Source organism: Turicibacter sp. St.80E1 (assembly GCF_059728495.1).
On the sequence record NZ_AP039386.1, the window covers coordinates 763857 to 789734 of the forward strand.

30 protein-coding genes and 2 other RNA genes are annotated in these 25878 nt (G+C 36.8%); 29 read left to right on the forward strand and 3 right to left on the reverse strand.

Translation table 11 applies throughout. The features are described from left to right. The first annotated feature begins 12 nt into the window (after positions 1-12). Genes pssD through AC6I0I_RS03800 form a run of 3 tightly spaced genes read left to right on the forward strand, consistent with a single transcriptional unit; the run spans position 13 to position 1803 of the window. Positions 13-477 (forward strand): PssD/Cps14F family polysaccharide biosynthesis glycosyltransferase, encoded by a 465-nt coding sequence (gene pssD, locus AC6I0I_RS03790; RefSeq protein ID WP_161830802.1) that lies wholly within the window; start codon positions 13-15, stop codon positions 475-477. Further along, the gene (pssE, locus tag AC6I0I_RS03795) at positions 474-944 is read left to right on the forward strand and encodes a PssE/Cps14G family polysaccharide biosynthesis glycosyltransferase (protein ID WP_161830803.1); all 471 of its coding nucleotides are present in this window, start codon (positions 474-476) and stop codon (positions 942-944) included. The genes pssD and pssE overlap by 4 nt, the downstream gene beginning before the upstream one ends. Before the next feature lie 10 nt (positions 945-954). Continuing rightward, positions 955-1803: a beta-1,6-N-acetylglucosaminyltransferase gene (locus AC6I0I_RS03800; protein WP_262953513.1), complete on the forward strand. Its 849-nt coding sequence runs from the start codon at positions 955-957 to the stop codon at positions 1801-1803. 72 nt (positions 1804-1875) lie between these two features. Here AC6I0I_RS03800 and ssrS (AC6I0I_RS03805) read toward each other — a convergent pair. Further along, positions 1876-2065: non-coding RNA, 6S RNA (gene ssrS, locus AC6I0I_RS03805), on the reverse strand. Between the two features lie 118 nt (positions 2066-2183). Beyond that, a non-coding RNA gene (gene ssrS, locus AC6I0I_RS03810) (6S RNA) lies at positions 2184-2374 on the reverse strand. Between the two features lie 417 nt (positions 2375-2791). On the opposite strand from ssrS (AC6I0I_RS03810), the gene AC6I0I_RS03815 reads away from it, so the two are divergent. The 13 genes from AC6I0I_RS03815 to AC6I0I_RS03875 all read left to right on the forward strand — a co-directional run bounded on the left by AC6I0I_RS03815 (position 2792) and on the right by AC6I0I_RS03875 (position 14252). Beyond that, a complete protein-coding gene (locus AC6I0I_RS03815) occupies positions 2792-3553 on the forward strand; it encodes a tRNA threonylcarbamoyladenosine dehydratase (protein WP_161830805.1) in 762 nt (253 codons plus the stop codon). Between the two features lie 191 nt (positions 3554-3744). Beyond that, complete coding sequence (locus AC6I0I_RS03820; RefSeq protein WP_161830806.1) at positions 3745-4776, forward strand: RnfABCDGE type electron transport complex subunit D; 1032 nt, start codon at positions 3745-3747, stop codon at positions 4774-4776. A 240-nt stretch (positions 4777-5016) separates the two neighbouring features. Further along, the gene (locus AC6I0I_RS03825; protein WP_262953512.1) at positions 5017-6102 is read left to right on the forward strand and encodes an AI-2E family transporter; all 1086 of its coding nucleotides are present in this window, start codon (positions 5017-5019) and stop codon (positions 6100-6102) included. A gap of 235 nt (positions 6103-6337) precedes the next feature. After that, positions 6338-7000 (forward strand): deoxyribose-phosphate aldolase, encoded by a 663-nt coding sequence (gene deoC, locus AC6I0I_RS03830; protein WP_262953511.1) that lies wholly within the window; start codon positions 6338-6340, stop codon positions 6998-7000. Positions 7001-7029: 29 nt separating this feature from the next. After that, entirely contained in the window at positions 7030-7740 is a 711-nt protein-coding gene (deoD, locus tag AC6I0I_RS03835) for a purine-nucleoside phosphorylase (protein ID WP_262953510.1), read from the forward strand. A gap of 319 nt (positions 7741-8059) precedes the next feature. Next, complete coding sequence (yfmF, locus tag AC6I0I_RS03840) at positions 8060-9334, forward strand: EF-P 5-aminopentanol modification-associated protein YfmF (protein ID WP_262953509.1); 1275 nt, start codon at positions 8060-8062, stop codon at positions 9332-9334. Next, positions 9334-10623 (forward strand): EF-P 5-aminopentanol modification-associated protein YfmH, encoded by a 1290-nt coding sequence (yfmH, locus tag AC6I0I_RS03845; RefSeq protein WP_262953508.1) that lies wholly within the window; start codon positions 9334-9336, stop codon positions 10621-10623. Before yfmF ends, yfmH begins: the two co-directional genes overlap by 1 nt. A gap of 476 nt (positions 10624-11099) precedes the next feature. Further along, entirely contained in the window at positions 11100-11483 is a 384-nt protein-coding gene (gene ssb / locus AC6I0I_RS03850) for a single-stranded DNA-binding protein (RefSeq protein ID WP_161830812.1), read from the forward strand. A gap of 116 nt (positions 11484-11599) precedes the next feature. Then, positions 11600-12409, forward strand: a complete 810-nt coding sequence (locus tag AC6I0I_RS03855) for a class I SAM-dependent methyltransferase (RefSeq protein WP_262953507.1) — start codon at positions 11600-11602, stop codon at positions 12407-12409. Further along, positions 12406-12885 carry a dihydrofolate reductase gene (locus AC6I0I_RS03860; protein WP_161830814.1) on the forward strand — a complete coding sequence of 160 codons (480 nt, stop codon included), beginning with the start codon at positions 12406-12408 and terminating at the stop codon, positions 12883-12885. The genes AC6I0I_RS03855 and AC6I0I_RS03860 overlap by 4 nt, the downstream gene beginning before the upstream one ends. Then, complete coding sequence (locus AC6I0I_RS03865; RefSeq protein ID WP_161830815.1) at positions 12885-13601, forward strand: lysophospholipid acyltransferase family protein; 717 nt, start codon at positions 12885-12887, stop codon at positions 13599-13601. The genes AC6I0I_RS03860 and AC6I0I_RS03865 overlap by 1 nt, the downstream gene beginning before the upstream one ends. 239 nt (positions 13602-13840) lie before the next feature. Beyond that, positions 13841-14065 carry a hypothetical protein gene (locus AC6I0I_RS03870; RefSeq protein ID WP_161830816.1) on the forward strand — a complete coding sequence of 75 codons (225 nt, stop codon included), beginning with the start codon at positions 13841-13843 and terminating at the stop codon, positions 14063-14065. A 13-nt stretch (positions 14066-14078) separates the two neighbouring features. After that, a complete protein-coding gene (locus AC6I0I_RS03875; protein ID WP_161830817.1) occupies positions 14079-14252 on the forward strand; it encodes a hypothetical protein in 174 nt (57 codons plus the stop codon). 51 nt (positions 14253-14303) lie between these two features. On the opposite strand, the gene AC6I0I_RS03880 is transcribed toward AC6I0I_RS03875, so the two are convergent. After that, on the reverse strand, positions 14304-14585 hold the full coding sequence (locus tag AC6I0I_RS03880) for a hypothetical protein (protein WP_161830818.1): 282 nt from the start codon (positions 14583-14585) through the stop codon (positions 14304-14306). A 168-nt stretch (positions 14586-14753) separates the two neighbouring features. Between AC6I0I_RS03880 and AC6I0I_RS03885 the strand changes: the two genes are divergently transcribed. The 13 genes from AC6I0I_RS03885 to AC6I0I_RS03945 all read left to right on the forward strand — a co-directional run bounded on the left by AC6I0I_RS03885 (position 14754) and on the right by AC6I0I_RS03945 (position 25774). Beyond that, entirely contained in the window at positions 14754-16055 is a 1302-nt protein-coding gene (locus AC6I0I_RS03885; protein WP_262953506.1) for a pyrimidine-nucleoside phosphorylase, read from the forward strand. Between the two features lie 279 nt (positions 16056-16334). After that, positions 16335-17504, forward strand: coding sequence for a D-alanyl-D-alanine carboxypeptidase family protein (locus AC6I0I_RS03890; RefSeq protein WP_161830820.1), 1170 nt, complete (start codon positions 16335-16337; stop codon positions 17502-17504). Between the two features lie 173 nt (positions 17505-17677). Continuing rightward, positions 17678-18031 (forward strand): anti-sigma F factor antagonist, encoded by a 354-nt coding sequence (spoIIAA, locus tag AC6I0I_RS03895; protein ID WP_161830821.1) that lies wholly within the window; start codon positions 17678-17680, stop codon positions 18029-18031. Position 18032: 1 nt separating this feature from the next. Next, positions 18033-18473 carry an anti-sigma F factor gene (gene spoIIAB / locus AC6I0I_RS03900; protein WP_161830822.1) on the forward strand — a complete coding sequence of 147 codons (441 nt, stop codon included), beginning with the start codon at positions 18033-18035 and terminating at the stop codon, positions 18471-18473. Positions 18474-18519: 46 nt separating this feature from the next. Continuing rightward, entirely contained in the window at positions 18520-19230 is a 711-nt protein-coding gene (locus AC6I0I_RS03905) for a sigma-70 family RNA polymerase sigma factor (protein ID WP_161830823.1), read from the forward strand. A 328-nt stretch (positions 19231-19558) separates the two neighbouring features. After that, complete coding sequence (spoVAC, locus tag AC6I0I_RS03910) at positions 19559-20011, forward strand: stage V sporulation protein AC (RefSeq protein ID WP_161830824.1); 453 nt, start codon at positions 19559-19561, stop codon at positions 20009-20011. Positions 20012-20167: 156 nt separating this feature from the next. Continuing rightward, a complete protein-coding gene (gene spoVAD, locus AC6I0I_RS03915) occupies positions 20168-21169 on the forward strand; it encodes a stage V sporulation protein AD (protein WP_262950258.1) in 1002 nt (333 codons plus the stop codon). 49 nt (positions 21170-21218) lie between these two features. Then, complete coding sequence (gene spoVAE / locus AC6I0I_RS03920; protein ID WP_161830826.1) at positions 21219-21569, forward strand: stage V sporulation protein AE; 351 nt, start codon at positions 21219-21221, stop codon at positions 21567-21569. Between the two features lie 40 nt (positions 21570-21609). Beyond that, complete coding sequence (locus tag AC6I0I_RS03925) at positions 21610-23085, forward strand: spore germination protein (protein WP_161830827.1); 1476 nt, start codon at positions 21610-21612, stop codon at positions 23083-23085. Positions 23086-23368: 283 nt separating this feature from the next. Further along, positions 23369-24103: a segregation/condensation protein A gene (locus tag AC6I0I_RS03930; RefSeq protein WP_161830828.1), complete on the forward strand. Its 735-nt coding sequence runs from the start codon at positions 23369-23371 to the stop codon at positions 24101-24103. After that, positions 24096-24674 carry an SMC-Scp complex subunit ScpB gene (scpB, locus tag AC6I0I_RS03935; protein WP_161830829.1) on the forward strand — a complete coding sequence of 193 codons (579 nt, stop codon included), beginning with the start codon at positions 24096-24098 and terminating at the stop codon, positions 24672-24674. Before AC6I0I_RS03930 ends, scpB begins: the two co-directional genes overlap by 8 nt. A gap of 62 nt (positions 24675-24736) precedes the next feature. Continuing rightward, the gene (locus AC6I0I_RS03940) at positions 24737-24880 is read left to right on the forward strand and encodes a hypothetical protein (RefSeq protein WP_161830830.1); all 144 of its coding nucleotides are present in this window, start codon (positions 24737-24739) and stop codon (positions 24878-24880) included. A gap of 306 nt (positions 24881-25186) precedes the next feature. Further along, complete coding sequence (locus tag AC6I0I_RS03945; protein ID WP_161830831.1) at positions 25187-25774, forward strand: helix-turn-helix domain-containing protein; 588 nt, start codon at positions 25187-25189, stop codon at positions 25772-25774. Positions 25775-25878 lie beyond the last annotated feature (104 nt).

Sequence of the window (25878 nt, forward strand, 5' to 3'; positions counted from 1 at the left end):
CGGTGATTAGACGTGAAAAAAGGAAAAGTTTTATTTTGTTCAAGTGCAGGCGGCCATTATACGGAGCTGTTGCAGTTAAGTCATTTAATCGAAAAATATCACGGCGTGATTGTCACGGAGAAAACGAAGATTTCTCAGGATAGTGTTTTTCCAACTGAGTATTTAATGTATTGTTCGAAGAATGATGGTTGGATTTATATTTTTGAATATCTCTACGTTTGGCTCATTTCATTTATTTATTTTATGAAGTACAATCCAAAAGTAATTGTTTCAACGGGTGTTCATTCAACTATTCCGATGTGTGTTTATGGTCGTCTATTCGGACGGAAGGTTATCTATATTGAAACGGTTGCCAATGTTCATAGCCCGTCAATGAGTGGAAAATTGATGTATAAGATTGCGACGGATTTTTATATTCAATGGGAAGAATTATTAGAAGTTTATCCGAATGCTATTGTAGGAGGGTGTTTATTTTGATTTTAGTTTTATGTGGAACTCAAAAGCAAGATTTTACGCGATTACTCCGTTTAGTTGAACAGGTAGCCGATCAGGAAGAAGTCGTGGTGCAAGCCGGGCATAATCAGTACAAAACGAATAAAATGAAATTATTTGATTTTACGTCAAATGATGAGATGGAAAAGTTATATCAGAAAGCTGATCTGATTGTGACGCATGCAGGGGCAGGTTCGATTTTACAAGGTGTGAAAAGTCAAAAAAGAATTATTGCTGTTCCGCGGTTGAAAAAATACCAGGAGCATGTAAACGACCATCAAATTGAGTTGGCAAATAAATTAGAGGAACTTGGCTGTATTTTAACTTACCATGACGGAGAGGACTTTCTTGAGTTGTATGAGCGTGCTAAAAAATTTACGCCAGCAAAGTTTCAACAAAAGGGCAATATGGAATCGCTCATTGATCAACGATTAGATAAATATTTAAAATAGGGTGAGAAAAATGAAGCAAGCTTTTTTAATGATGGCACACAAAAATGAAGAGCAAACGAAGCGGCTCATTGAATGGATTGCCGATGAAAACCATCAGGTCTATGTTCACATTGATCAAAAAAGTGAGGAGATGTTTGTTTCGTTAAGTCAATATTTTAATGAAAATCCTCATGTATTTTTTGTTAAACAACGAATTAGTATTCATTGGGGTGGTTATTCTCAGGTTTTAGCGATGGTGGCGTTATTAAAACAAACCAGAGGAAAAACGTATGATTTTTATCACCTAATTAGTGGACAAGATTTATTTATTAAATCAAAGGAAGAGGTTACACGTTTTCTTCAACAATATGTTGGGCATCAATTTTTAGAGGTTCGTAAAAATCAGGATTATTGGCGGGTGAAGGGGTATTATCTATTAACAGATTGTAAATATAATCGTGCTCGTCCGCTTGCCAAGGTGAATGCGTTCCTTTCCTCCCTGTATAAAAGATTTCCGATGCGTCCTAACTTAAAGGGGTTTACTGTTTACAAGGGGGCAAACTGGTTTACATTATCGGGTGATTGTGTGACGTATGTGCTTGATTATTTACAACAACATCCGGAGTTTATTCGCCAGTTTAAACATACGATTTGTGCAGATGAGCACTTTATACAGACCCTTATTTTAAATTCACCCTTTAAAGAGAGTGTGATTAATCGAACACTTCGGGAAATTCAATGGGATGGTGGCGCTAATCCTAAGACGTATACGATGTCAGATGCCGATTTGCTGCTCGATAGTCCAGAATTATTTGCTCGCAAGTTTGATAGTGATGTCGATTGTGAGATTATTGATTGGGTTTACTGTAAGATAAAATAAAAAAGAAGGTATCGTCATTTAGACAGATACCTTCTTTTTTTAGATAAAATAAAAACACAAGCCGGGGCTTGTGTTTTCTCCGAAGTACCGTAGGTGTTAGGATATAAACCCGCTAAATTAGCAGGTGGGCATCGTATCTAATACGTTAGGAGTCCTAGGCGGAAAAGGCTAGGCATTCAACACGGTATTAGCGAATCGGATTCCCTTATCAGAAGTGTTCGGATTTAAAGAACTAATCACCTTACGCATACCTCAGATGTTGTTTAAATTCTATCATGTTCTGAGATAAAAAACAAGAGTTTACAGATATAAATAAATGATTTTATAGAGGGTTCAAGAAAGCTAAAAAAAGCACGAGAATTATTTCTCGTGCTTAACTTAATGGGCCCAAATTGCCGTAAGTGTTAGGATAAAAACCCGCTAAGGTAGCAGGTGGGTATCCTGTCTAATATATTAGGAGTCTTAACCAAAGAAGTGGTTAAGCATTCAACACCATATTAGAACGCCAGATTCCCTTATCAGAGATGTTCAGATTCAACAACTAATCACTATACGCACAATCTAGGGATGATTAAGTAGAAGAGTATATTCGTTACAATCCACGTAGGGAAATTCAGAATATACGTCATCAAGAAGGGCAATAATGAATTGAACATATCAACGATATATAAAATTATTGGATAGGCAGCGACTTGATATTGCATACTCTAAATCCGAAATATAAGTATTTTAACTTCAATAAATACTCACTGTCTATTTACTTCTCTTCTTGACAATACTATTATGAGCAGAGTCTTTTAAAATAATACATCTTTATGATAAAAAAATAAAAAAAATGATGAACTATTTAGTGTGGGTGAGGCCATCCTGTTTTACAAGAAGAAAGAAGGTGAAAAATGAGACGATTTATTTGTATATATGTAGTAATTTGAAGATAATAACGGTATAATCGGTTTATAAAAATAGAAGCGTAAGGAGTATCACAAATATGTTACATCAATTTTCTAGAAATGAATTAGTTTACGGTCCCGAGGGAACAGAAATTTTAAAAAATAGTACAGTTGCGATTTTAGGTATTGGTGGTGTAGGTTCTTTTGCCGCGGAAGCATTGGCACGTACAGGAGTTGGAACCCTCATTTTAATCGATAAGGATGTAGTAGATATAACGAATGTGAACCGTCAAATTCATGCGACACTTAAGACGGTAGGAAGACCAAAGGTTGAAGTGATGGCCGAACGAATTGCCGAGATTAATCCAAACTGCCGTGTGGTTCAACTCCATATGTTTTATAATGAGGAAACAGCACCGCAACTTTTTGACTATCCGATTGATTTTATCGTTGATGCTTCAGATACGATTACGTTCAAAATTCACTTAATTAAGCAATGTTTGCGACGTAAGATTAAATTTATCTCTTCAATGGGAGCCGCTAATAAATTGGATCCGACACGGTTTGAAATCGCAGATATTTGGAAAACATCGTATGATCCAGTCGCTAAGGTGATTCGAACAAAATTGAAGAAGGAAAAGATCAGTGGGAAAATTCCAGTTATTTATTCAACAGAGAGTCCAATTATTGGTCGAGAAGACACGTTGAAAGTTGTTGGTAAGGAGGAGAGCGAAGTTCGTAAACAACAATTACCGCCTGCTTCAAATGCTTTTGTTCCAAGTGTTGCAGGGTTGATTGCAGCAAGTTATGTGGTTCGAGAATTAACAAAATCTATTCCGATTCAACGTAAAGGACAGTAAGGGCTTCTTTATGTAAATAAGTTAAGTTAGATGAGGAGTCTCCATTGATGATTGAAAGAAGATTTATTCAAAAGGATTAGCCATGCTAATCTTTTTTTAAATAGTCATCAACTTATATACCAAAAAAAGGATTAACGTGATAGAATATAATTATTTTGAATGGATTGAAAAGGGAGTGAGTTGATTCGAACATGAAAAGGATTCAAGAAGTTATAAAGAAAAAAGCCAAGGAGTATGAAGAGCGACGTGTTTATGTTAAATGCCAAACGCAACATTTTTTAATGGTGACTGTTCTTTTAATTCTATTAGGGATATTTGTGGAATTTGCTTATTATTCCACGATTGGCCAGTTAGGTCAAAAGATAGCATTTGAAATAGTAAAAGTACACGTTGTGAAGTTTGGGGGGATTGTGGGTTATGCGTTTCTAATAGACTGGTTAGCTGCTTTTTTAGTGGGAACACTTCCGCGCCAATTAAAGGAAGGATTACTTTTTCCACTTCATAGGCCAACGGTTTTAAACACAATGTTATTAATTTTAATGTTTTCCTTAGACGCACCTATTTCTGTTTTTTGTGTGGCCATAACAGTTGTTGCCCTTTTTTCACAAAATACCCGTCATGGATATTCCTATTATACCTTTCACCCGGTCTTGATTGCTTATGTAGTAGGTGTAATTGGCCTTATGGCAACTCAATATAATTTAGGATTAACTGATATTTCACCTTCATTGACAGCCCCATATAGGACGACCGTCTATGAGCTTCATTCATCATTGACTGCTTTTAAACAGCATTATTATTCGATGACGAATGTTATTTTTGGTTTATTTGAAGGGGGAATGAGTTATACGTTAATTATTCCGTTATGTGTTAGTGCCTTGTTTTTAATGCGACGCCGCGTCATTGAGTGGCGGGTTGTCGTCGTTTATTTTTTAGGCTACATTTTAACGGGTGGATTAATGGGAATCTTAATCGGACAACCCCTTTGGTTGACGGTACTTTTTTTACTGAATGGATCGATCGTATTAAGTGGGATTTTTCTGTTACCAGATGCGGTTACCTTTTCTCGAATTGTTTCATTTAAATATATTTATGTGGTAGGTGCAGCGGTGTTATCGGCTGTTGGTTGTTATTTTGTACACTTTGTCATTGCTCCTTATTTGGTGCTTCTGCTCTTACAAGGACTTGTTTTTTTAGTCGGTCAAATGAAGCGGTTGGGGTGAGGACACCGCCATTGAAACTTAGATGAAGGCTCTACTTTACCAGGTGGGGCCTTTTTAATAAGGGTGTTTATTAAAAAAGGGAATGGAGTAGAAAATTTTTTTTACGACTATCGGAGGAGCTTGTGCTCCTTAGTAAACGAGATATTTATGGATATAGAGAAAAATAAGCATAATTGAGGTTGATAAACTTATAATATAAAGACAAGGGTAGCAATGATTTGAGTTAATGAGGTGATAGAGATGGATGAATTTTTTAATAAACATCATCGGATGATACGTTATGTTTTATATTCAGTGGCCTTTTTAGTCAGTTTAGTAATCCTATTTTTATTCATTCAGACATCCGCCGTATGGAAAAAAATTGGGGGAGAAGTATTTAGTAGTCTATTTCCATTTTTCGTGGCCTTTTTACTGGCCTATTTAATTCATCCGCTTATTTTATGGATAGAACGATTACGATTGCCTCGTGTAATCTCAGTTACCTTATTTTATGGGGGAGTTTTTGGGGGATTATATGGAGGTATTTCTTGGTTTTTGCCAACATTGATACGTGAGGTTCATGATTTAATTTTAAATTTACCGACCTATTTAACGGCCATTCAAAATCAATTACTTCTTTTTGATCATGAGATGGGGCTTCATTTAAGTGAGTTCTTTTTTAGTCAGTATCCTTCTTGGATGGGGGCAATTTCTGAACATATTCAGGAAGTAAGTAGCTTTACCTTTAATTTAATTTTCTCCATTATAGGTTCGCTCATGTTTATTGTCATCGTACCAATTGCATTATTTTACTTCTTAAAGGATTATGAAAAAATAGTTAAAGGATTGGTCGGTGTTTTTCCTAGTCAATATCGTCCTCATGTCGTGAGAATTTCACAACTTTTAGATCGGTCGCTAGGTGAATATATTCGAGGGGTCTTTTTAGTGATGGTCTGTGTGTCTTTGATTGCAACAGTCCTCTTAATGTTTGCAGGCATTGATTATGCTTTATTATTTGGGTTTTTAATCGGTCTTACCGATTTTATTCCGTTCATTGGACCATTTATCGGTGCGATTCCAGTTATTATCTTTGCATTGTCTATTTCGTGGAATAAGGTCATTGTTGTAATTATTATTTTAGGAATTTTACAGGCAATCGAGGGGAATTTTTTACAACCTTTTATTATTGGTAGAAATTTAGATATGCACCCCCTGTTTATTATGATTTTAATGATGCTTGCGGGAAGCTTTTTTGGTCTGATGGGAATCTTTTTTGCAATTCCTGTCTTTCTTGTCGGACGGACGTTAGTGACGTACGCGATTCAGATAAAACGAGGAACTAAATAGGTGGAAGACTTAGGCGGATTTTGTAATTATTTTGTAATAATTGTTTTAAAATAAAACGTTTTTTGGTAAAATGAAGCGTGTGTTGTTTGTAAGACGTCTTCATTTTTTTTATTTTAAAAGACGGGAAAATGAACAGAACAAAGAATATTTTTATTTTTTGATATAATCTTTCAAACTTCAGCTATACTAAAGAAGGCTTAGATCGTTTTTGATCAATGTAATGAGGAGGTACCTTATGAAGGCGAGTAAATATATCGATCATACTGTTTTAAAACCTGAAACAACGAAGGCGCAAATTTTAACGTTATGTGAAGAGGCAAAAGCGCATGATTTTGCTTCTGTTTGTGTAAATCCAACGTGGGTTTCATTATGTGCCGATCAGTTAAAAGGAACAGACGTAAAGGTTTGCACAGTTGTTGGATTTCCTTTAGGGGCAACGTTTAAAGAAGTTAAAGCATTCGAAACAAAGTGTGCCATTGAAGCAGGGGCAACTGAGATTGATATGGTTATTAATATTGGTGCAGCGAAAGATGGTGACTGGGAATTAGTGTACGAAGATGTAAAAAGTGTTGTTGATGCAGCCAACGGTACACTAGTTAAAGTAATTATTGAAGCTTGTTTATTAACAGATGAAGAAAAAGTAAAAGCTTGCCAGATGTCAGTGAAAGCAGGTGCCCACTTTGTGAAGACATCAACTGGATTCTCAACTGGCGGAGCAACTGTTGAAGATGTGCGTTTAATGCGTCAAACAGTTGGAGAAACTGTAGGTGTAAAAGCAGCTGGCGGTGTTCGTACATCAGATGATATGAAAGCGATGGTAGAAGCCGGAGCAAACCGTATTGGTACTTCAGGTGGAGTTGCTTTAGTTCAAGGAAAAGATAATACGACAGCATACTAAAATTTATACATAAGTAAGGAGCGAGATTTATGACAATTCCTACACCGCATATTCAATGTAGTGAACCTGGCTTAATTGCCGAAACTATTTTATTACCAGGAGACCCTTTACGTGCTAAATTTATTGCCGACACGTATTTAGAAGACGTGGTACAGTTTAATACTGTTCGTAATATGTTTGGGTATACAGGAACTTATAAAGGGAAAAAAATCTCTGTAATGGGTTCTGGAATGGGGATCCCCTCAATTGGTATTTACTCTTATGAATTAATTCACTTTTACGGTGTGAAAAATTTAATTCGTATTGGCTCTTGTGGGGCTATCCGTGAAGATGTTAAAATTCGTGACGTATTAATTGGAATGGGTGCTTGTACAAATTCAAACTATGCGGCTCAATATGGGCTTCCAGGAACATACGCACCTATTGCCTCATGGGAATTATTAAATAAAGCTGTAAATGTTGCAAAAGAAAAAGGAATCGAAGTTAAAGTAGGAAACATTTTATCTTCAGATACATTCTATGACGCTCAAAAAGACTCATGGAAAAAATGGGGCGCAATGGGCGTTATGGGGGTTGAAATGGAGGCTGCTGCCTTATATATGAATGCGGCTTATGCAGGAGTTAATGCGCTATGTTTATTAACTGTTTCTGACTCATTAGTGACACATGAAGCAACGACTCCAGAAGAACGTCAAAATACGTTTACGCAAATGATGGAGATTGCATTAGAGTTAGCGTAATCTTAATTAAAAAGAACAACCTCTAAGGGGTTGTTCTTTTTGTATCAAGTTTAAGAATGTTTATGAAAAGAAAAATTTTAAAAAAGAGTGAAAGTTCTGACTAAAAGAAGGCAACAAATCATAAAATAGTGAAAGAGTGAGTTTTAACGTGTACTCTATCGTGTTTAATGAGGAAAATCTGAAGAGATTTAGGTGAGGTGTGCCCACTAGTTTAAAATGGCTTTTTTTGTTAACAACAATCAATGGACTAATAAAATGGCCGAATTCTCTTCAAAACATACGTGTATTAATTCATATTAGAAAAATAGGTGGTGACTCTATGGAAGTTCGTCAATTTGATGATTTAGGTTATACTTTAACAACAATAAAAACGGATAAATTTAAAACGAATCTTATTTCAGTTTCATTCCAGTCGGAGATCAATCGTGACACAGTGACGAAGCGTTCATTATTACCTTATGTTTTACGTGGGGCAACAGAGAAATATCCTTCGAAAAAGGCGTTAAATACTTACCTAGAATCGCTCTATGGAGCTTCGTTATCAACGACAGTTGAGAAAAGAGGGAAAACGCATAATATTAAATTCTATCTTTCTTTAGCAAATGAGAAATTTTTAGGTCACCAAGAGCCTTTACTAGAAGAGGGAGTCGCGCTTTTAAAAGAAGTTATCTTAAAGCCATTGCTGGTAGATGGTGCTTTTAAGGAGCAAGTGGTTGACATTGAAAAACGTTTATTAAAAGAATATATTGAGTCGATTTATGATGATAAAGTCTCATATTCTTTACAAAAGCTCGTTGAAAACATGTGTCAAGGTGAGACGTTTAGTATCAATTCGATTGGATATGCCGATGATTTAGCTGAAATTAACGGGAAAAATTTAATGAAAACGTATGAGGAAATGTTAAACAATAACCAAGTTAGCGTTGCAGTTGTTGGGGACATTGACTCACAACATGTTTATGAAATATTTAGTAAACAGTTTAACTTTGCTCACCGAAGCGTCAATCAAGAAGTTATTGATCATGAAGATAAAGTCATCCAAGAAGTGAAGGTCATTAAAGAGGTTCAAGATATTTCACAAGGTAAATTAAATATCGGATATCGTACGCATACACGAATCGACGATGATGATTATTTACCATTGCTCGTATTCAATGGAATTTTTGGAGGATATGCGCACTCGAAATTGTTTATGAATGTGCGTGAGAAGGAATCGCTTTGTTATTACTGTGCCTCTCGCTTAGATAATTATAAAGGAGTCATGTATGTATACTCAGGGATTGAGTCACAAAATTATGACAAGGCTCTTAAAATCATTGATGAGCAATTAAAAGATATGGTGTCTGGTAATTTTAGTGAGAAAGAAATAGACTTAGCGAAAAAATCTTTAATTAATTCAAAATTAGAATCTATGGATCAAGCTTCAGGAATGATGGCTCACGAAGCATTAAATAAATTATTAAAACATCCATTAAGTGTTGAAGAATGGGTAGCAGCGGTGAATGCCGTGACAGCTGAGCAAGTTGTTGCAGTAGCCAAAAAAATTAAAGAGGATACAGTCTTCTTCTTAACAGGAAAAGAGGTGGCCGAGTAATGGAATTTAAAGAGTTTCCTCAATTAAAAGAAAAATTATATTATGAACAATTAGAAAATGGATTAGAAGTTTACATGCTTCCAAAGCCAGGTTTTAATAAGTCATTTGCGACATTTACGACTAAATACGGTTCAATTGATAATCATTTTATTCCAATTGGTCAAGATGAGATGAAATTAGTGCCTGATGGAATTGCTCACTTCCTTGAACATAAAATGTTTGAAAAAGAAGATTATGATGTGTTTGAAAAATTTTCTGCACATAGTGCCTCGTCTAATGCATTTACATCGTTTACAAGAACTTGTTATTTATTTTCATGTACGAGTGATTTAAAAGAGAATTTGACGACGCTCATCGACTTTGTCCAATCTCCTTATTTTACGGAGCAAACCGTTGAAAAAGAAAAAGGAATTATTGCACAAGAGATTAAGATGTACGATGATAATCCCGATTTTCGAGCATATTATGAAATCATTGGAAACATGTTTAAAACTCATCCCGTGAGAATTGATATTGCCGGAACGGTTGAGTCGATTCAACCCATTACGGCTGAATTATTATACGAATGTTATCATACATTCTATCACCCATCAAATATGCTTTTATTTGTAATCGGGGATTTTGATGTTGAAGAAATGATGGCACTTGTTCGTGAAAATCAAGCGAAAAAAGATTATCAAAAAGAAGACCCAATTCCTCGTGAGTATCCGAAAGAAAATCCACAAGTTTTTCGTGAGGAAAGCACGTTGGAGATGGAAGTTGGGACAGCAAAAGTATTTGTTGGGGTAAAAGATGCAAGCGTCGATCAGGATGGACGTGCGTTATTGAAAAAAGAAGTTGCATTAGATATTATCTTTGATTTAGTATTTGGTAGTTCATCGACGTACTACGAAGAATTATTAGATAAAGGCTATATTAATGATACGTTCTCATATGAGACAAATTGTGAGTTATCATTTGGATTTTCAATTGTCGGAGGGGATACACGCTACCCTGATGAATTGGCTAAAAGTATTAAGGATAAGCTTTTAACCATTCCAACCATGTCAATTGATGAGTCTGAATTTACACGAATTAAAAATAAAAAAGTTGGACGCTTCCTATCAGCTTTAAACTCAGTTGAGTTTATTGCAAATCAATTTACACAATATGCTTTTAATGGTGTTCAATTATTCTCAATCTTAGATATTTTAGAGGAGTTAAGTTTACAAGATTTGCAAACGATTGCGAAAGAATATTTTATTGAAGATCGCATGAGCACATTTAAATTACTCCCTAAACAATCGTAAAAAGCTCTCATATGAGAGCTTTTTTTTAGATTTATTTCATCCTATCAAAAGGTTGCATTTTAATAGATTTAGTCAGGAAAATAAAAAAAGGGGAGAATTAGTGGGGGGCACTAATTCTCCCAGAGGGGAATAGTATAAGGTTTTTGGAATTTTAACAAAAAAAGTTTGTTAAAATTTAACCCAATACATTTGTTTGATGAGGGGATGTAAAAATTAAAAAATGGAATGAAAAACAATAATGAAAGGAATGTATTACATGAACGGGGGGGGATGTTCATGAATACAGTTGTTATTATATCAAAATTCGACAAGAAAATATGTCTTTTTTGTGTCCTTTGCAGAAAAATCGACAGAATACGTTTTCAATAATTTTTAGCCTATGAGAACGAAGTGAATAAAAAAGGTTAAATTAAAAAAGGAAATCGTCGTTTTTTTGCGTATAGTTAGATGAAGACACAAAATAAAGGAGAATATTGATGCTTAATAATGTTGTTTTAGTTGGACGGGTAGTCCGTCAACCGGAATTAATGGAGACTCAGGAAGGGAAACGAGTGACGACGGTAACATTAGCGGTTCATCGTTCATTTAAAAACTCAGTGACGGGCGAATATGAGACTGATTTTATCAATGTAAGTTTGTGGGAAGGTTTAGCACATAACGTGGTAGAATATTGTGGAAAAGGTGCGATTATTGGAATTAAAGGAAGGTTAGTTCACAAAACTTATGAAATTCCTAATCATAAGTCATTGCGGGTGGTCGAGGTAGTGGCAGAAAAGGTATCGTTTATTCAAACGAAAACATCAACGATAAAAGAAAGTAGTGAACTAACAGAGATGAAAGTGGAGGAAGCTTCGGTATAAATGAAAAAATCGTCCAGTAAAAGGACGATTTTTTAGTTCCCATCTAAAACAACTTGAACTCTTGCCTGTTATCTGTCACAATAAGAAGATAAGAGTTTAAAAAGAGTGGTGATAAGGTGATTGTTACAACAGCATTTGATGAAACAGCGGAATTAGTTCAAAGGGCAAAACACCTCGCAGATGATTTATCGATTCCGTTTGTGCCAAGAAGAAAAAAAACCGTAAAGTCATTACTTGATTCTTTGGATTCTCAACTATTTGTGGTGAATAACCAAAGAGGGTTGAGTTACTATGAGAAAGGTCAAGAAGAGGTCTTTTTCCACCCTAATATGGCAATGCACCGTATTAAACAGCTTGAACGTGGGCAAACGGATAGCTTAGTTACGGCATGTGGCCTTAAAGAGGGGATGAGTTTTTTAGATTGTACGCTAGGACTAGCAAGCGATACGCTCGTAGCTAATTATCAAGTAGGACCACAGGGGAAAGTGGTGTCATTAGAAAAAAGCTTCCCATTATTTGTTTTGGTTAGGGAAGGACTTACTTATTTTGCAGCGTATGAAAAGCCGGAGTGGAAGGCGCTGATTGACCGAGTTTCTTTAGTGCGAGCAGATAATTTAGATTATTTGCGCACTTGTGAAAATGATGCCTTCGATGTCGTTTATTTTGATTTTATGTTTCATCATTCTGTAGAAAGTTCTCAGGGCATTAAAGTCATTAAGCCGGTCGTTGCTTATGATGTGATGACGGAGGACCATGTGAAGGAGGCCATTCGTGTCGCTAAAAAACGCGTAGTAGTAAAATCGGGTTATAAAAATCCTATCATTGAAAAGCTCGGGTTTACTATTTCTCGACAAAATCAAAAGCGTCACTTTTTTTATGGTGTGATTGAGATTGAGGACATGAATAAGAAGGCGGACAGCCTATGATTTCCTTGATTGTTGCCTTTGATCAGAATCACTTAATTGGATCGAAGAACCGGTTACCCTGGTTTTATAAGGAGGATCTTGATTATTTTAAGCAAATAACAACAGGACACGATTTACTAATGGGACGTTTAACCTTTGAATCTATCCTCTCCTATAAAGGGGTTCCTCTTCCAAACCGACATCACTATGTTTTAACGACGATAAAAAGTTATGACTTTAAGGAAGTAACGACGCTTACAGATGGTGTCACGTTTATCGAACATTATCCGAAAGAGAAAGAGTTATTTATTATAGGTGGCCGTTCAATATATGAACAGTTTCTTCCTTATGTCGAGCGTCTTTATATCACACATATTGAAAGGGAATTTGAGGGAGATTGCTATTTTCCACCGCTAGACTTTTCGAAATGGGTGAAAGTTAAGGAGAAAGTAAGTCATGAATTACGTTTTACTATTTATGAAAGGGTGAAGGAATAATGTTAACCATTTTATGGATTGTGCTAGGCGTTTTACTCACGGCGTTAGCACTTGTTGTAATTGTTGTTTTATGTGTGAATGCACGAGTACAGCAATTAAAGGGGGATCAATACTCTAATACTGAGCGTTTTAACTTTATTAGTTGGGTTGTTTCATGGGCGATCCCACTTATTTTTCGCGTTCGAGTTGAAGCAAAGGGGCTTGAAAAGTTAGATACAATCGAGCATGGGGTTATTTATGCGAATCATCAAAGTAACCTTGATATTGTCGCCATGTTAAAGGTGATTAAACGTCCACATGGCTATGTGGCTAAAAAAGAATTGGATCATATTTTCTTACTAAGCGATGCGATGCGTTTAATCCAGTGTCAGTTTATGGATCGAAATGATGTGAGACAATCGGTTAAGGTGATTTCGGCTGCGGCTAAGAGTGTGAAGGAAGGTCATTTAATGGTGATTTTTCCTGAGGGTACGCGTATGGTTCGGGCTGAAGTGGGAACATTTAAAGCAGGTAGTTTTAAGTTAGCCCAGAAGGCTAAGGCTGCCATTATACCCGTAACGATTTATAATAGTTATGAGGTGGCAAAACGTTGGCCGCGCCGTACTGTGATTCGTTTAGAGGTTCACGATCCTATTCCTTATGAGACTTATGCCGAGTTGCCAACAAATGATGTGTGTGAGCAAGTTGAAGCACTTATTAAAAAGCCTTTAAGCTAGATTAATAGAGATGAATTGAAAAGAGGTGACCAATCGGATCACCTCTTTTTTGATGGCCTAAGGGGCTAGTAGGTTAAGGACAGGCCTTGTTTTGCATGAGATGAAGACTAGAGGGTAGAAAGCCGTAATCTTTTCCCTTCTGAGCGTCGTTTATTTGATAAGCACAAGTAAAATAGGGTATAAAAATCAATTTTTTTCAAATACTATTTTTATCTTTGATACGGGAAGGGCGTGGATAGATGGAAGCGGAACGTGAGAAGACATCGGTTGAACCCGTAGTTAAAATTGAAGAGTGGCTATTTTTAATTTTAATTGCGATGCTTCCTATTATTAACTTCATCGTTTTTGGTTATTTTTGTTTTAATCGGCGCTTAAATGCGAATAAACGGAACTTTTCAATCGCTGTTTTAATCTATTTAGTGATTATTGTATTACTTGCGAGTTTAACGGGGATGTTATCATAAAAGGAGGGTTGTCATGAAACAGAAAAAGAGACAGCCAATTGATTATCCTGATGCTTTTACAACAGCATGGGAACAAGAGATGAATCGTTATCTTTTTGGATCGTTCCTTTCACCCGTTGATTTATCAACTGAGATGGGACAGGAATTTCATTGGTTTAAAAAATCAAAAACATCCGAGAAAAAGTAAAAGCTGTAAAGAATGTTCTTTACAGCTTTTACGTCCCAAGTGGGTAATATATTAAAAAAGATGGATGACATTTGTTGCGTCCGTATGTGATTGGTGATAATGACTGAGATATAAGTCTCGAATGATGGTTTCACGATAAACGAGTCGCACATGATTCCCTTGATATTTAATGTTACATTGCTTAAAGTAATCAATAATTCGCGCCTCGAGTTTTTGACTTGAAATTTGAGCAAAGATAATTTTCATTGTTTCTAAGTCAATCTGTTGATCGTATAGAAAAAGATAGATGACTGTTTCTTTATTTTCGCATAAGATTTTGTGTTGTCGAAACATATTTTCACCCCAATGATATCAAGTTATATTTATATTTTCCCACGACTTATGGGAAGTATTCAAAAAAACGCTTTTTTAATAGATATTTTCATGGAGACATTTCATCCGCCCCCCTGTTTAAGGTATAATTGAAAGTGTTTTTATCATAAATGGAAATAGGTGATTAGCATGCGAATGGTAGATTTAATCGCTAAAAAACGCGATCATATTGAATTAACAACTGAAGAAATTGAATGGATGATTCGAAATTATACAGATAAAGTAATCCCGGATTACCAAATGTCTGCCTTTTTAATGGCGGTTGTCTTTAATGGAATGACGCCTGCTGAACGTTTAGCTCTAACACAGGCGATGGTTGGCAGTGGGGAAGTTGTCGACTTATCAGCCATCGAGGGAATTAAAGTTGACAAACATTCAACGGGAGGAGTAGGGGATAAGACCTCTTTAATTTTAGGACCGTTGGTTGCCTCAATGGGAGTTCCTGTTGCTAAGATGAGTGGAAGAGGATTAGGCCATACAGGTGGTACGCTAGATAAATTAGAATCCATTTCAGGCATGACGATTGAGCTTGATATGGAACGTTTTATCGAGCAAGTTAATGAAATTAAACTGGCTATTATCGGCCAAACTGGAAACTTAGCGCCGGCAGATAAATATTTATATGCGCTACGAGATGTGACAGCGACAGTCGAGTCGATTCCGTTAATCGCCTCTTCTATTATGAGTAAAAAGATTGCCGCGGGTGCTGATGCGATCGTTCTTGATGTGAAGTTTGGTGCCGGGGCGTTTATGAAAACATTAGAGGATGCGAAGCAGCTTGCTCAAGCGATGGTTGAAATTGGACGCGATGCCCAACGCCAGACGGTGGCCTTTTTAACAGATATGAATCAACCATTGGGGTTAGCCATTGGAAATGCGCTTGAGGTGAAGGAGGCCATTGAAACGTTGAAGGGTCATGGACCAAAAGATTTAGAGGAACTTGTGCTTCAATTAGCAAGTCAAATGGTTGTATTAGCGAAAAAGGCACCGGATGTTGAAACGGCTTATGAGCAACTTAAAGAGAAACTTCATCGCGGAGAGGCGTTTAACAAGTTTAAAGAGTTTGTTCAAGCTCAAGGCGGTGATGTTGCTCAAATCGAGAATCCTGATTTATTGCCTAAAGCAGATTCTATTATTCCGGTTAAAGCTTCCCAATCAGGATACGTTCACCAAATCGATGCGTTATCCATTGGACTTGCAGCGATGAAACTTGGAGCGGGACGTGCGACGAAAGATGATATGATCGATATGGCTGTCGGTGTTGTTCTCGATAAAAAAGTCGGTGATTCGGTGGGTGAAGGAGATGTATTAGCTTATATTCACGCGAATCGTGTTGATAATGAAGAGGCAATCGCCTATATTCAGAAGGCGTATTGTATCTGTAAGGACCCGGTGTGTCCACCTACTTTAATTTATGATGTCGTTGCCTAAGTTAATCGTTTTTTTATGTGACAAAATAGTCAATGAAAAGGTTAGCCTGCTAAGACCGAGGGGTCTTTACGGGCTAACTTTTTTTGTAGGAAAACGTATGGAGGAAATGCAACAATTTATAACAAATCAAGGGCAGATTAGGTGGATTTCGTTGTTATCTGCTAAAAGAAGAAGGTGCCCTAAAGTGAAAAGGAGGTGACCTTTCTGTCACAAGGTATATTTTAAATTTGGGAGACATAAATGTGTAGTAACGCCACAGGAAGAAAAAGAGGTGTAAAAATGAAAATAAGAAAAGTGTTAATTAGTTTAGTTGCATGCTTTACGTTGAGTTGCTTTATTCATGTGACTGTGGCTCGTGCAGATGAGTTAGTATCAGATGGTAAGGCAGCGGTTTTAATTGAGGCACAAACAGGGAATGTTTTGTATGAGAAAAATGCTCATGAACAATTCGCACCCGCGAGTATGACGAAGATGATGTCGATGTACTTAATCCTAGAAGCAATCGAGAATGGATCGATGAAGTGGGATGAAGTGATTCGTGTCAGTGAGCATGCGGCTAGTCTAGGGGGATCACAGGTTTTCCTAAAACCAGGTGAGGAAATGTCCGTAAAGGATTTATTCAAAAGTATTGCTATTGCATCGGCGAATGATGCGGTAACGGCACTTGCTGAACGTGTAGCCGGAACAGAAGAAAAGTTCGTTGAACAAATGAATGAGAAGGCAAAAGAATTAGGGATGAAGAACACGGAGTTTAAAAATCCAACGGGATTATCGACAAAAGGACATTTAACAACGGCGTATGATATGTCAATTATTGGACGTCATTTAGTCCAAGACTATCCTGAGATTACGGAGTTTTCAGGTCTTTACGAAGATTATATTCGCCAGGATACGGAATCTCCATTTTGGTTAGTTAATACGAATAAGTTATTAAAGTATGTTGATGGCGTTGATGGGTTAAAAACGGGTTATACAAAAGAAGCGGGATATTGTTTGACAGCAACAGCTAACCGCGATGATATGCGCGTGATTGCTGTTGTTATGGGAGCAAGTAAGTCAGATATTCGTAACCAAGAAGTGGCGCGTTTAATTGAATATGCTTATGAACAATATGAATTAGTTCCAAAATTAGAGGATCAAAAATTAGTTTCAACTGGATATAATTTATTAGCCAAAAACCGTCAATTTGATATTGTGACGTCAGAACCAATTACATTGCTTAAAAAGAAAACTGATCCTGAACAGGAGACAAATTATGAGGTAACGTTAAACGATAATATGGAGTTACCGATTCAACCTGGAGATAAAGTTGGGACATTAACTTATTATTATAATGGTGAAGTTTATAAAGAAGTGGCCTTAACGGTAAAAGAGCCTGTTGAAAAAAATAGTTTTATTGGACTACTCGGCTATATTGTGTCACAAATGTTATTTGGGGAAAATGCATAACAGAGTTTATGCATTTTCCTCCTTTTTTTATTTTTTAAGACAAATAGGATGATAATTTTAGGAGCGATTGCGGAAGGGGTGAAAAAAATAAAACACTACAATTGTCGAAAAGGAAATATGAATCTTTTTAATCGGTTAAAATGGAGTCAATCTAACATGGGAAGGGGATTATTATGAGTATAACTGTCTCACTTTATGTTGAAAATCAAGTGTTATACGTCAATTTAAATGGTGAGTTAGATCACCATACATCCGATCAATTGCGTAGCCGTCTAAATACTGTGATGGGGGAATCACAGATTAAGCATATCGTTTTTAACCTAAAACATTTAGATTTTATGGATAGTTCAGGAATCGGAATTATTTTAGGGCGATATAATCAATTAAAATCAGTGAATGGAACGGTTATGGTTATTGGAATGAAACCATTAGTTTCAAAGGTGTTCGAATTATCTGGTCTTTCAAAAATTATTAAAGTTATTGAAGATGACTCACAATTAGAGTCTGCCATTAGGGGGATTGCATAATATGAATAACGAGATGCATTTACAATTTCCTGCAAAAAGTATTAATGAAAGTTTTGCACGACTTGTCATTATTGGCTTTATTGCACCATTAGATCCAAATGCACAAGAATTAAATGAGATTAAAACGATTGTTTCAGAAGGGGTAACTAATGCGATTATTCACGGGTATGAGGATAATGAGGATGGAATGATCGATATGAAAGCTACGCTTGTTGGGCGTCGCTTACGTGTGACTATTCAAGATTTTGGAAAAGGAATTGAAAATATTGAATTGGCAAAACAACCACTCTATACGACAAAGCAGGAAGAAGAGCGAAGTGGGTTAGGATTTATGATTATGGAATCATTTAGTGACCAATTTGAGGTTCATTCGGAAGTGGGAGTTGGGACAGTGGTTTCATTTGAAAAAGAGTTTTTACCTTTAGATTCATCGGCGCAGTAACATGGCAAACATTAGACAGAAATGACAAGGCATGAGGGATGGTTGGATGAATAAAAAAGAAATTCAGGAGCTAATACGAAAGGCTCAAAGTGGTGATGAAGAAGCAAAGCTAATTTTAGTACAAAATCATATGGATTTAGTTTGGTCTGTTGTTCATAAATTTGGGCACTTAGAGGTTGAAAAGGATGACCTATTTCAGATAGGTTGTATGGGATTGCTAAAGGCTATCATCCAATTTGATATTTCTTATGATACCACCTTATCAACGTACGCCATTCCACTGATTATTGGTGAGATTAAAGCTTTTATTCGTGAACAAAGTCCAATCAAAATTAGCCGCAGTATTAAAAGTAATATTCATAAAATTCAAGAGGTAAAGGATCAGCTTAATAAAACGCTTGAACGGGAGCCCACAATGAAAGAATTGGCCGAGGCAACCGAGCTAACGGAAGAGCAAATTATTTTGGCGTTAAATGCGCCGACGAATGTTTCTTCATTAGATAATTATGAGAGAGAGGATATGCCACTTATTGAGCGGATTCCAAATCATCGTGAAGGAATGCAACTTGAGCAAAAAATCGTGTTAAAACAGCTAGTATCGGATCTAGATTCGACCGAAAGAATGCTTATTTATTTACGATTTGACTTAGGTTACACCCAATCGGAAGTCGCAAAGCGGTTAGAAATTAATCAGGTAGCTGTCTCCCGTCTTGAAAAGAAAATATTAAAAGAATTAAAAGAAAAGATGACAAGTTAGTGAAACGTCGTCTCAATCTACGGTAAACGTAGGTTGGGGCGACGTTTTTTTTATTTAAGGAAAATAAGGAGAGCTTGTTAGATGGACGTAGATAGGTGAGTAATTGATGAAGGACTCGCTTTAATCAAAGGAGCTAAGGAAGCTTGTAACGGGATTAAATGTTGATACTAAGACAAAAGTATTTGCCCCTCTTAGAAGCGATGAAAAAAATTATTTTAGTCGATTAATTTTATGATTTTATGGGGAATTTTGTGAGAAGAACTTATAATTTTTAGAAATAAAGTCATATTAAAGTGTAGAGTTCATTTTTTGAGGAGTGGTGACGTCTGTGAAAACGAAAAAATATGAAGAGGTTATTAAAAATCATGAAGTAAAACCTAATTATTTAAAAAATGCTCTAGTTTCCTTTTTCTTTGGCGGTTTAATTTGCGTTGGTGGACAGCTGCTTATTGAGATGTATGTTCATTTTTTTGGTTTTGTGCGTGAAACAGCAAGTACGCTTGCGCTCGTAACGGTGATTTTAATTGCATCGGTGGCGACAGGACTTGGAGTTTACGATGAGTTTGGTCAAGTGGCAAAGGCAGGGGCATTTGTTCCTATTACAGGGTTTGCCAATTCATTGACTTCGGCTGCCCTAGAAAGTAAAAGTGAGGGAGTCGTACTTGGAATTGCGACGAATTTATTTAAGTTAGCGGGAGCGGTAATTGTCTTTGCTGTTGTTTCAGCCTATGTATTCGGAATTTTACGCTATTTATTAATAGAGTTTAATGTACTAGGCTAGAAAAAAATATGGATTGGATGATAAGCCACCTTGCGACGAAGGGTGCTTAAAGGTGAAGCTTTAGTTCTATTAAAGGGGTGTCGTATCCAACGTTTTAACGACAGACTCCGTGTAAAAAATTAGTCAGATTGATCGTGTTAGAAAAGGATGATAGGAATGAAAGCCGGAAGACAATCTTGGAAATTTAATGACGTATACTTATTAGAAACGGCAACAGCAGTTGGTCCACTAGAGTCGCAGGGACCACTGAAAGATGATTTTGATGTCATGTTTGATGAGCCCTATTGTGGTCAAAAATCTTGGGAACAAGCTGAGTCTCAGTTAATGCGTAGCGCTATTACAAAAGTAATCGAAAAAGCTAAAATTCAAGAAAATGAAATATCCGTTGCTTTTGCTGGAGATTTGGTGAATCAAATTGTTCCAACGCATTACACATTTAGAGAGACAAATATTCCCTTTTTCGGTATTTACGGGGCATGTTCTACATCGATGGAATCGCTAATGTTGAGCGCGTTGATGGTAGACAGTGATAATGCCAAAATCGCGTTGGCAGCGACGAGTAGTCATAACTCTTCTGCAGAACGTCAGTATCGTAATCCGACAGAATACGGTGGTCCAAAACCAGAAACGGCTCAATATACTGTGACGGGATCGGGCGTGGCGTTAGTCAGTCATAAAAAAACAAAAATTCGTATTGAATCGGCGACAGCGGGAATTATTGTTGATGCGGCTCAAAATAACCCTAATGATATGGGAGCAGCAATGGCCCCCGCTGCTGCACACACTATTAAGCAACATTTTGTGGATTTAGGAGTTGATCCTTCTTATTATGACCTCATCTTGACAGGGGATTTGGCGAGTTGCGGAAGTCCCATCGTCGTTGATATCCTAAGACAGGAGGGATACGATATCAGTGAACAGCATAATGACTGTGGGAAACTAGTTTTTTCACCGGATCAACCTGTCTTTTCTGGTGGTAGTGGATGCGGTTGCTGTGCAGTTGTGACGTATGGTCATATTAAAAAATTATTAGAGCAACAAAGATTAAAACGGGTTCTTGTTGTGGCGACTGGGGCCTTGTTAAATCCTTTAATTGTGCAACAAAAGGAAACAATTCCATGTATCGCTCATGCTGTTGCACTCTGTTCGGCGGATTAATAAATAAGTGTGTTGTTTAAAATATAAAAGGAAAGAAGCGATTGTCGAGATGATATTCTTAAAAGCATTTGTGGTTGGTGGATTGATTTGTGCCCTCGGACAATTTATCTTAGATTTTTTTAAGTTAACGCCAGCGCATATTACATGTGGCTTTGTCGTGACAGGAGCGGCACTAGATGTATTTGGACTTTATGATCGATTAATTGAATTTGCCGGTGCCGGAGCTCAACTTCCTATCATGAGTTTTGGACATTCAGTGATTCATGGAGCTATGGAAAAATCCGAACAGTTAGGGTTTATTGGAATTGGAATGGGGATGTTTGATTTAACCGCTGTTGGAATTACGGCAGCCATTTTATTTGCCTTTATTATCGCTCTCGTATTTAAACCGAAAGGCTGATTGGTAATGGATGAATGACTATGAGGAAAGGTGGGATACTATGGCCGAAGATAAAACGACGCAGGCTGATTTAGTCATAAAAAAGAATATTGATGAGACCCAAAAGGTATTAGAGGAAAAGCTTGGGATTGGTAAAAGTTTTGATGTCGGACAGCGTGAGATTGTTGTCATGGGACGTCGTCTTCAAATTTATTATGTAACGGGTCTGGTCGACTCCGAGTTATTAGTCGAGTTAATGACACAATTATTGTTACTCAACAGCTTACCGCACCCCGGCAATGATGTTTTACAAACGGTACATAATCGATTGGTTCACCAACAAGTCACACCCACGGATAAAATTGACGAAATTTGTACGAGTGTCTTGAGTGGGCTAGTGGCTATGATTGTTGATGGCGAAGCAGAGGGATTTGTTATTGATGTCCGTAGTTATCCTGGACGCGGCCCAGCTGAGCCTGATACGGAGAAAACCGTACGAGGATCTCGGGATGGGTATACTGAGAATATTGTGGTTAATACGGCGTTAACGCGTCGCCGAATCCGTACAGGTAAGTTAAGAAATGTTATTTTAAAGGTCGGCGATCAATCAAAAACGGATGTTGTTTTAATGTACATCGAGGGGCTTGCCGATCAACAAATGGTTGACGATGTGAAACATCGAATTGAACAAGTGAAGGTTGATGGATTAACAATGACGGATAAAGAACTAGAAGAGTTCATTACTGGACAGGTTTATAATCCTTATCCGTTAGTAAGGTATACAGAACGACCGGATGTTGTTGCGGCCCATCTTTATCAGGGGATGATAGCAATTATTGTCGATACATCACCAAGTGTGATGATAGGTCCTGTTACGTTATTTGATCACCTCACAAGTGTAGAGGAATATCGCCAAACCCCAGCGGTGGGAACATTTTTAAGATTTATTCGTTATGTAGGAATTATCGTTTCCATTTTCTTAATGCCAACATGGCTTTTACTCGTGTTACATCCGGAATATTTACCTGATTTTATGAGCTTTTTAATTCCTCAGGAGGAAGGAAGTATTCCAATTGTTATTCAGGTGTTAGCAGGTGAAATCGGTATGGAATTCTTACGATTAGCTTCCATTCATACCCCAACGGCGATTTCTTCTGCGCTTGGGATTGTTTCGGCCATTCTAATTGGTCAGGTTGCTGTTGATGTAGGTCTATTTGGTCCGGAAATTTTATTTTGCGTGGCAATCGGTGCAATCGGTGCATTTGTTACCCCAAGTTATGAATTAGGGCTTGCTAATAAGATGTTTAAACTCTTTATTATTATCGCGACCGCTCTTTTAGGACTATATGGATATATTGGAGCGATTGTAGTGGGATTTATTTTCTTAGCAACGATGAAAAGTTTTGGAAAACCTTATCTCTATCCACTTGTTCCATTTAACTTTAAGGCGCTAATGAAAGCCATTATTCGCTATCCGATTCCGTATAGATATAACAGTCGCCAACGACAATCCCAAAAAGATTCTCAACCTGAATAATTGTTGCCCCCTTATGAAATTCCGATAAATGGGATGATGAGGGGGTTTTTACGATGAAATATAAGGATTATTGATTTTTTTTTGAGAACGATTGAGAAAAATAAAAAAATTCGTTAAAATGAAGATGGGAGATTAGGCTTATTTTTGTACAACGGGGGTTAACTAGTACTTATAGAGAGACTTTTGTCGTTCAATGGTTTATAAGGGGGCTCTTTTTTCTTAACTATGAGAAAAGTGACTTGTTTTTATAGAGAAAGGGTATTTAGTAGGAAGTAGGTGGGTTATGGGTTACGAAGTGCGAATTGATGCATTCGAAGGGCCACTTGATTTATTATTGCATTTATTAAAAGAAGCAAAAGTGAGTATTTATGATATCAAAATATCTGAAATCACGCACCAGTACCTAGATTATATACATGCTATGGAAGAGTTGAAACTTGAAATTGCATCTGAATATTTGGTCATGGCTGCGACATTAATTGAGATTAAAAGTAAGAGTTTATTGCCAAAACAGGTTGTTGAAATAGAAGATGAGTATGAAGAGGATACGAGAGAGGCGTTGATTCAACGTTTAGTGGAGTATCAACAGTATAAAGAGGTAACAAAGGAGTTGCGAGAATTAGAGGAAGAGCGAGGACAATTTTTTACGAAGCCGCCTATTGATTTTTCTGATTATATTGATCATGTCGAGAAGTTGCCACAAAATCTTCAAGTTGAGCAATTAATCTCGGCATTTGAAAAGCTTTTACGTCGGCATAAGTTAACAAAGCCCCTAAAGACGAGAATTGTGCCACAAAATATTTCTGTTGAAGAGCGCATGAAGTCATTAAGTCAGCAATTGAAATATAAAAAAAGAGTGGCCTTTGCGAGTTTATTTGAGCGATTTGATAAAGAATATATTGTTGTTACTTTTTTAGCATTGCTTGAACTGGTTAAAAGTAATCAGATTAGTATTTCTCAACAAAGCTACTACGAGGACATTTATATTTCAAGTTTAGAAGGTGATGAGGTTGTTTAAGCAAGAACGTTTAGGTATTTTAGAAGGATTATTATTTGCGGTAGGGGATGAAGGAATTACACCTGCACAAGTGGAGTACGTATTAGAGGTTAATAAAGACGAGGTAAACTCTTTATTATTGGAATTAAAAGATCGCTATCAAAATATAAGTAGTGGTGTAACAATTATTGAGGTGGCAGGGGTTTATAAGATGACAACGAAAAAGGAACACGCCCCTTATTTAAAGCGACTGATTCAAAATCCACATCAACGTGGTCTTTCAAATGCTGCATTGGAAGTCTTAGCCATTGTGGCGTATCGCCAACCCATTACGCGCCATGAAATTGAAAATATCCGCGGAGCTAGTAGTGACAATGTTCTCAGAAAGTTATTAAACTTTTCATTAATTGAAGAAGGAGGACGTCTAGAAGGACCAGGTCGCCCTATTTTATTTAAGACAACGGATGAATTTTTGGATTACTTTGGAATTAAAACGTTAGAGGAACTTCCTGAATTACCGTTTATTACTCCGGATTTTAACTTAGAAGAAGAATCCGATTTATTTAATTTTTCAGAAGATGAAGAAGAATAAATATTTTTTCCCCTTTTTGGCATAATAAAAAGGTATCCTAGTTTATAAGGAGGCGTAATGTGATGCCAAGAGACCCTAAAAGTAAAAAAGTCACAAATGCAAAAGCTGCGAAGAATACGATGTCTGCTGAAATCGCAGCTGAAGTAGTGGATGATTCAAAGCCACGTCTTAAAAAAGGGAAAAAACCTAAAAAAACTTATAACTAATCAAGGATTTTAATGCGAAAGCTATCAAACGCCCAAAGGGGATTTGATAGCTTTCTTTAGTTTACACGTGATGAACTCTATGGAGCGTGGATTGTATTTGCTAGCGAGAATGTTAAAATAGAAAAGAGGTTAAATCAATCGTGTAAAAGGGAAGACGACTTGCCCCTGCGGGAGGAAGTGTCCTTGTTTGCTCATTTAGCGGATAAACTAACTGGGGGGATAACAGCGGAATTCGTTTAAGAAGGAAAAGGAAGAGGTCATAGATTAAAGAAAGTCTTAACTTTTATATAGGAAGGAGTGGAAAGGATGCAAGTGGACAAAATAGGTGAGCTTCTTTATTTTTTAAGGAAGGAACGAGATTTAACCCAAAAACAAGTGGCTAACGCTTTAAATATAAGTGATAAAACAGTGAGTAAATGGGAATGTGGACTAGGCTGTCCAGATATTTCTGTTTTGCCGGAGTTAGCAGAATTTTTTAATGTAAGTGTCGATTACCTGTTATCAGGGGAATTAAACTTAAATGAACAAATAGGAGGAAATATGAAACAATCAAAATTTTATGTCTGCCCGCAATGCGGTAATGTTGCAACATCGATTTCTGAAGCTACGATTTCGTGCTGTCATCAATTATTACAACCCCTCACACCGCGTAAGGCGGAACAAGGGCATGAGTTAGTGGTCGAGGAAGTAGACGGTGAATTTTACTTGACAACATCGCATGAGATGACAAAAGAGCATTACATTATGTTTACGGCCGCAATTATTGAAGATACGCTCATCATGAAAAAACAATATCCGGAGTGGCAATTACAATTTAGGATGCCAAAGCGTAAATATGCTCGTGTTTATTTTTACTGTAAGGAACATGGACTGTTTTATCAATTGATTAAATAGGCGGGTACGAACAAAAAAGGATGAATTCTCATCCTTTTTTTATGATTTGAAAAAGAAGAAAAGAGATAAGTGTGAATCAAAAGGACGATTTGTTACGAGGGATG

What these genes read in the sequence shown, in the direction of transcription:
- AC6I0I_RS03800 (WP_262953513.1), top strand. Translation starts at nt 955, where the DNA reads ATGAAGCAAGCTTTTTTAATGATGGCACACAAAAATGAAGAGCAAACG.
- AC6I0I_RS03815 (WP_161830805.1), top strand. Translation starts at nt 2,792, where the DNA reads ATGTTACATCAATTTTCTAGAAATGAATTAGTTTACGGTCCCGAGGGA.
- AC6I0I_RS03820 (WP_161830806.1), top strand. Translation starts at nt 3,745, where the DNA reads ATGAAAAGGATTCAAGAAGTTATAAAGAAAAAAGCCAAGGAGTATGAA.
- AC6I0I_RS03825 (WP_262953512.1), top strand. Translation starts at nt 5,017, where the DNA reads ATGGATGAATTTTTTAATAAACATCATCGGATGATACGTTATGTTTTA.
- deoC (WP_262953511.1), top strand. Translation starts at nt 6,338, where the DNA reads ATGAAGGCGAGTAAATATATCGATCATACTGTTTTAAAACCTGAAACA.
- deoD (WP_262953510.1), top strand. Translation starts at nt 7,030, where the DNA reads ATGACAATTCCTACACCGCATATTCAATGTAGTGAACCTGGCTTAATT.
- yfmF (WP_262953509.1), top strand. Translation starts at nt 8,060, where the DNA reads ATGGAAGTTCGTCAATTTGATGATTTAGGTTATACTTTAACAACAATA.
- yfmH (WP_262953508.1), top strand. Translation starts at nt 9,334, where the DNA reads ATGGAATTTAAAGAGTTTCCTCAATTAAAAGAAAAATTATATTATGAA.
- ssb (WP_161830812.1), top strand. Translation starts at nt 11,100, where the DNA reads ATGCTTAATAATGTTGTTTTAGTTGGACGGGTAGTCCGTCAACCGGAA.
- AC6I0I_RS03860 (WP_161830814.1), top strand. Translation starts at nt 12,406, where the DNA reads ATGATTTCCTTGATTGTTGCCTTTGATCAGAATCACTTAATTGGATCG.
- AC6I0I_RS03865 (WP_161830815.1), top strand. Translation starts at nt 12,885, where the DNA reads ATGTTAACCATTTTATGGATTGTGCTAGGCGTTTTACTCACGGCGTTA.
- AC6I0I_RS03870 (WP_161830816.1), top strand. Translation starts at nt 13,841, where the DNA reads ATGGAAGCGGAACGTGAGAAGACATCGGTTGAACCCGTAGTTAAAATT.
- AC6I0I_RS03875 (WP_161830817.1), top strand. Translation starts at nt 14,079, where the DNA reads ATGAAACAGAAAAAGAGACAGCCAATTGATTATCCTGATGCTTTTACA.
- AC6I0I_RS03880 (WP_161830818.1), bottom strand. Translation starts at nt 14,585, where the DNA reads ATGTTTCGACAACACAAAATCTTATGCGAAAATAAAGAAACAGTCATC.
- AC6I0I_RS03885 (WP_262953506.1), top strand. Translation starts at nt 14,754, where the DNA reads ATGCGAATGGTAGATTTAATCGCTAAAAAACGCGATCATATTGAATTA.
- AC6I0I_RS03890 (WP_161830820.1), top strand. Translation starts at nt 16,335, where the DNA reads ATGAAAATAAGAAAAGTGTTAATTAGTTTAGTTGCATGCTTTACGTTG.
- spoIIAA (WP_161830821.1), top strand. Translation starts at nt 17,678, where the DNA reads ATGAGTATAACTGTCTCACTTTATGTTGAAAATCAAGTGTTATACGTC.
- spoIIAB (WP_161830822.1), top strand. Translation starts at nt 18,033, where the DNA reads ATGAATAACGAGATGCATTTACAATTTCCTGCAAAAAGTATTAATGAA.
- AC6I0I_RS03905 (WP_161830823.1), top strand. Translation starts at nt 18,520, where the DNA reads ATGAATAAAAAAGAAATTCAGGAGCTAATACGAAAGGCTCAAAGTGGT.
- spoVAD (WP_262950258.1), top strand. Translation starts at nt 20,168, where the DNA reads ATGAAAGCCGGAAGACAATCTTGGAAATTTAATGACGTATACTTATTA.
- spoVAE (WP_161830826.1), top strand. Translation starts at nt 21,219, where the DNA reads ATGATATTCTTAAAAGCATTTGTGGTTGGTGGATTGATTTGTGCCCTC.
- AC6I0I_RS03925 (WP_161830827.1), top strand. Translation starts at nt 21,610, where the DNA reads ATGGCCGAAGATAAAACGACGCAGGCTGATTTAGTCATAAAAAAGAAT.
- AC6I0I_RS03930 (WP_161830828.1), top strand. Translation starts at nt 23,369, where the DNA reads ATGGGTTACGAAGTGCGAATTGATGCATTCGAAGGGCCACTTGATTTA.
- AC6I0I_RS03940 (WP_161830830.1), top strand. Translation starts at nt 24,737, where the DNA reads ATGCCAAGAGACCCTAAAAGTAAAAAAGTCACAAATGCAAAAGCTGCG.
- AC6I0I_RS03945 (WP_161830831.1), top strand. Translation starts at nt 25,187, where the DNA reads ATGCAAGTGGACAAAATAGGTGAGCTTCTTTATTTTTTAAGGAAGGAA.